Below are 6137 nucleotides of genomic sequence, written 5' to 3' on the forward strand. Positions count from 1 at the left end.
GCGGACCGTCGACCGTGATCACGAGCTTCGCGGAGCTGATGCGGCTCCAGGCGGACCTCACCGTGGCAGTGATGCGCGCGCACCACTCTGCCTGGAACAAGCGTTACCGGGTGCTCCCGCGCGGCGACGACCAAGTGTCCAAGGTGACCTGGGACGGCACGATCCTGTACCACCCGCAGGACGTCATCGAGCCGCTGCAGGACATGTTCGATCGTGCCTACCTGCAGCACGACGACGAGACACTCGACAGGTACCGCGAAGCTCTGCGCACCCTGTTCCACGAGAACATCCACCTGCTGGCCGGGCCAGGTACGTCGTTGGCTTTCCCGCTCGATGCGTACGAGGGCAGGGCATACAAGGTCTTCGAGGAGGGAGTCACCGAGCGGGCGACACAGAACGAGCTCAACAACTTCATCGACGAGCTCGGTCTCGAGCAGATCGCTCCCGGCATCAGGAGGGGGCAGAGCCTGCAGGCCTATGCGGCCTACACCCCTGCAGTCGACGCATTCAGTACCGCGGTCGGCGCGGACGTCGGCCTGGACCCCTCCGAGGTCATCCACCGAATAGCGGTGGTGAACACCGCTGAGAAGTTCAAGGTCGCCGCGGAGCTCCTGTACACGAAGCATCTGAGCCGACTGGTTCCGGAGACCGCGAGGGCCGACGCGATGAGCCGCATCGCCGAGGCCATGCACGCACCGTTCGCCGCTGTCTACGACTACGACAAGAACGACCCCTCGGACCTTCGCATGGCCGGTCTCGCGGGACGGAGCGCATTCCGGAACGCAACTGCGGAGATCCAGACGATCGCCGAGCACTGGGCCGGCAACCAGGACCTGCGCCGGGCACTTGACGCCGGTCTCGGCCCCACGACGACACCACATCGGACGCCGGATCGGCCGCAGCACGGCAGCCGAGCTTCCGACGGCTCGCAGCCCAACAGTCCGCAGACCGAGGGCTTGCACTCCGAAGGCCCGCACTCCCAGGAACCACGCTCCGGCGGTCAGGGCTCTGACGGTCCGGCGCAGGGAGGCCAGGGCTCGACTCAGCCGCCGAGCTGGAGCGCTGCGCCTGGCAGGCACCGACGGTCGGCCTCGGGACCTACCAGGTTGTCGCGGGACTGACGCAGTGCAACAAGGTTGGGCGAGTGTGCCCGGGGCACAGCCACGGCGCCGAGGCCGGGTACGGTGACTGGACGCCGGCAGGAGGCGCGGATGAAGAGCCCGCGACGAGAGGAGCATCGGTGGACCTGGTTGCTGAGGGTGCCGAAAGGTTGGCCGAACTGGTCGAGGTCCGGCGGGTGCTCCATCGGGAGCCCGAGGTGGGATTGATCTTGCCTCGGACTCAGGCGGTGGTGATGGATGCACTGGCGGGGTTGCCGCTGGAAATCACCACGGGCACAGAGGTGACGTCGGTCGTGGCGGTGCTGCGAGGCGGGGCACCGGGGCCGACCGTGTTGCTGCGCGGCGACATGGATGCGTTGCCGGTCGTGGAAGAGACCGGCCTCGAGTACGCCGCCGAGAACGGCAACATGCATGCCTGCGGCCACGATCTGCACACCGCGGGGCTGATCGGAGCGGCCCGCTTGCTGAGCGCGCACCGAGACGAACTGCACGGCAACGTCATCTTCATGTTCCAGCCGGGCGAGGAAGGTCTCGGCGGCGCGGGATACATGCTGCGCGAGGGTCTTCTGGAGGCAACCGGCGACAAGCCGACCGCGGCGTACGCGTTGCACGTCTGGTCGCAGGCACCGAAGGGGACGTTCCAGCTGCGGCCGGGGACGATCATGGCAAGCTCGAACCAGCTCCACATCACGGTGCGCGGGAAGGGCGGGCACGGGTCGATGCCGGATCGCACCGTGGACCCGGTGCCGGTGGTAGCAGAGATCGTGCTGGCATTGCAGGCCTACACCACGCGGCGGGTGAACGTGTTCGACCCGGTGGTGATCACTGTGACGCAACTGGAGGCGGGCGTCGCGATCAACGTCATCCCGAACACGGCCCGCCTCGGCGCGACCGTCCGCACGCTGTCCGACGCGATGCTGGAGCAGCTGACCCGTGAACTGCCGGCGTTGGCGGAGCGAATCGCGGCCGCGCACGGCTGCACGGTCGAAGCGCGCCTCGACCCGCAGTACCCGGTGACGGTCAACGACGCCGGACGCACGGCGGAAACCACCGAACTGCTCACCGACGTGTTCGGCGCGGACCGGGTGCAGCGTTTGGAGAACCCCCTGATGGGCGCGGAGGACTTCTCGATGGTCCTCCGCGAGGTACCAGGCACCTTCGCAATGGTCGGCGCACGCCCCGACGACGTCACCCCCGAAGAAGCCCCCTCCAACCACTCGAGCCTCGTCCGCTTCGACGACGCGGTCCTCGCCGACACCTCCGCCGCACTGGCCCACCTAGCCACCCACCACCTGATCCCCTCCTGACCCACACCACCCGCCACCCAGCAACCGCACGCTGCTGGTCGGCGTGGGCTCGGAGTCTTGACGATTTGCAAAATTCTTCAATTCGCTACATTCTGAAGCCGTCAGGGCGGAGCCGCGGTGGAGGTGTTGTGGGCAGCAGTGAGTTCGCGAGTGATTTGCGGCGGCGGGTGCGTGAGGCGCGCGAGGCGCTGGACGCGGCGAAGGCGGCTGGGGACTTCTACGCCGTGGATGTCCGCACCGGTGAACTCGAGAGTCTGCTGAGGCTGGCACTCGAGCACGACGTCGATGTCGATGAAGGCGGGCTTGGGGCTGCGGGCGACTCCGGGGAGCGGCGATGACGGCGGGGGTTCCGCTGTATCAGGCAAAAGCTGAGTTCTTTCGGGTGTTGGGGCACCCGGTTCGGATCCGGGTACTGGAGCTGCTGCAGGATCGGCCGCGGCCGGTGCGGGATCTGCTGGCCGAGATCGGGATCGAGCCGTCCAACCTGTCCCAGCAACTGGCGGTACTGCGCCGCTACGGCATCGTGACCTCGCACCGCGAGGCGTCGACGGTGATCTACGAGCTCGCCGGCGGCGACATCGCCGAGCTGCTGAGAATCGCACGCCGATTCCTGACCGAGATACTCACCGGCCAAAGCGAACTCCTGGCCGAACTACGCGAGGCCGAAGAGGCGACTCCGTGATCTCGGCGCCAACACCCGCCCGAGCCCGACGAGGCGGCCCGGTGAGGGTGGGGTCGGTAGTGCGTGAGGACGAGAAGGTGGCTGGGTGAGGTTGGTGTTGGTCGTTTGGAGGCTTGTGGGGTCTTTGCTTCCGGGGAGGGAGGACCTGGCTGCGATGGTGCGGCAGCCGCGGCGTGATCTTGTCGCGGGGGTGACGGTGGCGATTGTTGCGCTTCCGCTCGCGCTTGGGTTTGGGATCTCGTCCGGGTTGGGGGCGGCTGCGGGTCTGACGACGGCGGTGGTGGCTGGGGCGGTGGCTGCTGCGTTTGGTGGGTCCGGTCTGCAGGTGTCGGGACCTACCGGCGCGATGACCGTGGTGCTGGTGCCGATCATGCATGCGCACGGGGCGAGTGGGGTGCTGACGGTTGGACTGATGGCCGGGCTGATCCTGGTCGGTCTGGCGATTGCCAAGGCCGGGCGCTACATGGCCTTCGTTCCCGCGTCGGTGGTTGAAGGGTTCACGCTCGGCATCGCGTGTGTCATCGGGTTGCAGCAGCTGCCGGCCGCGCTGGGTGTTGCGACGCCACATGGTGACCAGGTCGCCGTGGTGGCCGCTCGCTCGGTCGCGGCGTTCGCGGCACACCCGCACTGGGTGGCCGCCGCGATCGCGATCGGTGTCGCGGTGATCATCCTGGTCGGCGCCCGGATCCGGCCGACGGTTCCATTGTCGATCGTCGCGGTTGTGGCGGTAACGGTCATCGCCGAGGTCGCCGGTCTGGACGTCGCGCGGATCGGCAGCTTGCCGGACGGCCTCGCCGCACCGTCGCTGTCGTTCCTCGATCTGTCGGCGCTCGGGTCGCTCGCCGGAGCAGCGGTTGCAGTCGCGGCGCTGGCGGCGCTGGAGTCACTGCTGTCGGCGGCGGTCGCCGACGGTATGGGCGTGAACCACAAACATGACCCGGACCGCGAACTGTTCGGCCAGGGACTGGCCAACCTGGCCGCACCACTGTTCGGAGGTGTACCCGCCACCGGCGCGATCGCCCGGACCGCCGTCAATGTCCGCTCCGGAGCAGGCTCGCGCTTGGCCGCGCTCGTCCACGCCGCGCTGCTCGCGGCGATCGTCTACACCGCGGCGCCGCTGGTCGCGCGGATCCCGCTCGCGGCGCTGGCTGGGGTGCTGCTGGCCACCTCGATCCGTATGGTCGAAGTCGGCTCGATCCGGGCAATGGCGCGCGCGACACGATCCGACGCCGTCGTACTGGCTCTGACTGCTGTCGCGACCCTCGCCCTGGACCTGGTCAAGGCTGTGCTGCTCGGACTCGTCGTCGCCGGCGCGCTCGCGTTGCGAGCGGTCGCGCGCAGCGCCCGTCTGCGGAAGATGCCTCTTCATCCGGATCTGCCTGGTGACCACACCGTCGAGGAACGTGCCCTGCTGGACGAGCACATCGTTGCCTACCGCATCGATGGGCCGCTGCTGTTCGCCGCGCACCGGTTCCTGCTCGAACTGTCCGAGGTCGCGCACGTCTCCGTCGTCATCTTGCGTATGTCAGCGGTCAGCGCGATCGACGCGAGCGGTGCGCTCGTGCTCAAAGACGCCATCGAGAAACTCCAGCGTCGCGGCATCACGGTTCTGATGTCCGGAATCCGCGCCGGTCACCATCGCACGCTGGACGCACTCGAGGTGATCCACGACCTGTACGCGGCAGGCCGGGTCTTCGCCAGCACGCCCGAGGCGATCCAGGCTGCCCGCTCACATCTCCACCACACCGGCGTCTTGCAGACCGCCGGCACCTCAGACTCCCCGACGTCGCCCACCAACCCAGACACCCACCAAGCGCCCTGACGCTGAGCCTCCGGCGAGCCGGCGTCAGCGCGGTAAGCAGGCGGCGCGGCGGTTAGACGCGGTTAGCCGCCGGGGCGTCAGCGTCGCGGGGGCGGTTGTTGTGGGGACAGGTGGGTGTTGATTCGGTTGAGGAGGGTGAAGAGCTGGGTGCGTTCCTCGGTGGTCAGGGGTGCGGTGATGTGGGCGTTGACGGTTGTGAGGATGCGGTCCAGCTCTGCGACGCGGTCGTGGCCGGTAGGCGTGAGGGTGATGACGTTGCGGCGTTTGTCGGCGGGGTCGGGGGTGCGGCGGATCCAGCCGCCGGCTTCGAGTTCGTTGAGGACCGCTACCAGGTCGCTCTTGTAGACGCGGGCGCGACCGGCGACGGCCGCCTGGCTCGCGGGGCCGAACTCGTCGAGTGCGGCCAGCACCACGAAGTGGTCCTTGTGTGCGCCCACGGCACGGAGCGCGTCCGCCGCGACGCGTTGGGTCTGGCCCGCGGTCATCCCGAGCAGGCGTGACAGCTGCACCTTGAGGCGCTCCGGCGTTTCGTCGCCGTGGTCGAAACGCAGCTCACCCGGCTCCATGAGAGCCAGCATACGCCGCTTGCGTTAGTCGGACTAACGATCTATATTCATTGGCACAGCCAACGTTAGACAGACTAATCATTCAGGAGTCCGCCATGACTGACCTGCAAGAACTGATCGACCGCACCGAACTGGCCGACCTGGTCGCCCGCCACAGCCTGTGGATCGACGAGCACCGGTACGACGAGAGCGACCGCCTGTTCACCCAGGACGTCGTCGTCAGGTCCCGCCGCGGCGAGGCCAAGGGCGTCGAGGCGATCATCGCCATGGCGCGAGCGCGTCACGACGACTACGTCCGCACTCTGCACAACAAGTCGAACCTGGTGATCGAGGTCGACGGCGACACCGCGACCGTGCGCGCGCACGACACCGCGGTCTACGTCCTCGACGACAACACCGAGGCGATCGCGGCCGCCGTGCACCTGTACAGCGCGCGCCGCACCGACGAGGGCTGGCGGTTCGACGGGCTCGAGGTGCGCCCGGTCGCACTGACCGCAGCGCTCGAGCGTGCGCTCTAGGTCCTGTCTGGTGGTCCAGCGCCGTTGCGAGGAGGTGCTCGGTGCGGTGCATCGGCGTGCGGGGGCGAAGGTCTCGATGCGGAGCATCGTGGCCTTTGCACCCGTGCGGCGAGGTGCCGTG

The 6137-nt window shown here is 68.2% G+C and carries 7 protein-coding genes; 6 read left to right on the plus strand and 1 reads right to left on the minus strand.

Annotated elements, in window-relative coordinates; all coding sequences use genetic code 11:
* The first annotated feature begins 14 nt into the window (after positions 1–14).
* From AB0I12_RS31070 to AB0I12_RS31090, 5 genes are all read left to right on the plus strand, one after another.
* Positions 15–1121 carry a hypothetical protein gene (locus AB0I12_RS31070; protein WP_359936165.1) on the plus strand — a complete coding sequence of 369 codons (1107 nt, stop codon included), beginning with the start codon at positions 15–17 and terminating at the stop codon, positions 1119–1121.
* A 119-nt stretch (positions 1122–1240) separates the two neighbouring features.
* Positions 1241–2428 carry a M20 family metallopeptidase gene (locus tag AB0I12_RS31075; RefSeq protein WP_359936167.1) on the plus strand — a complete coding sequence of 396 codons (1188 nt, stop codon included), beginning with the start codon at positions 1241–1243 and terminating at the stop codon, positions 2426–2428.
* Positions 2429–2556: 128 nt separating this feature from the next.
* The gene (locus AB0I12_RS31080; RefSeq protein ID WP_359936169.1) at positions 2557–2766 is read left to right on the plus strand and encodes a hypothetical protein; all 210 of its coding nucleotides are present in this window, start codon (positions 2557–2559) and stop codon (positions 2764–2766) included.
* Positions 2763–3110 carry a metalloregulator ArsR/SmtB family transcription factor gene (locus tag AB0I12_RS31085; protein WP_359936170.1) on the plus strand — a complete coding sequence of 116 codons (348 nt, stop codon included), beginning with the start codon at positions 2763–2765 and terminating at the stop codon, positions 3108–3110. The genes AB0I12_RS31080 and AB0I12_RS31085 overlap by 4 nt, the downstream gene beginning before the upstream one ends.
* A gap of 115 nt (positions 3111–3225) precedes the next feature.
* The gene (locus AB0I12_RS31090; RefSeq protein WP_359936172.1) at positions 3226–4932 is read left to right on the plus strand and encodes a SulP family inorganic anion transporter; all 1707 of its coding nucleotides are present in this window, start codon (positions 3226–3228) and stop codon (positions 4930–4932) included.
* A 77-nt stretch (positions 4933–5009) separates the two neighbouring features.
* Here AB0I12_RS31090 and AB0I12_RS31095 read toward each other — a convergent pair whose 3' ends face one another.
* Positions 5010–5498, minus strand: a complete 489-nt coding sequence (locus tag AB0I12_RS31095; protein WP_359936174.1) for a MarR family winged helix-turn-helix transcriptional regulator — start codon at positions 5496–5498, stop codon at positions 5010–5012.
* A 95-nt stretch (positions 5499–5593) separates the two neighbouring features.
* Here AB0I12_RS31095 and AB0I12_RS31100 point away from each other — a divergent pair, with 95 nt between their 5' ends.
* The gene (locus tag AB0I12_RS31100) at positions 5594–6016 is read left to right on the plus strand and encodes a nuclear transport factor 2 family protein (protein WP_359936176.1); all 423 of its coding nucleotides are present in this window, start codon (positions 5594–5596) and stop codon (positions 6014–6016) included.
* The last annotated feature ends 121 nt before the right edge of the window (positions 6017–6137 follow it).

The organism is Kribbella sp. NPDC050459, assembly GCF_040655315.1.
GTDB lineage: Bacteria > Actinomycetota > Actinomycetes > Propionibacteriales > Kribbellaceae > Kribbella.

Excerpts from the sequence above, each read along its gene's own strand:
- AB0I12_RS31100 (WP_359936176.1), top strand. The coding sequence starts at position 5,594 with ATGACTGACCTGCAAGAACTGATCGACCGCACCGAACTGGCCGACCTG.
- AB0I12_RS31085 (WP_359936170.1), top strand. The coding sequence starts at position 2,763 with ATGACGGCGGGGGTTCCGCTGTATCAGGCAAAAGCTGAGTTCTTTCGG.
- AB0I12_RS31095 (WP_359936174.1), bottom strand. The coding sequence starts at position 5,498 with ATGGAGCCGGGTGAGCTGCGTTTCGACCACGGCGACGAAACGCCGGAG.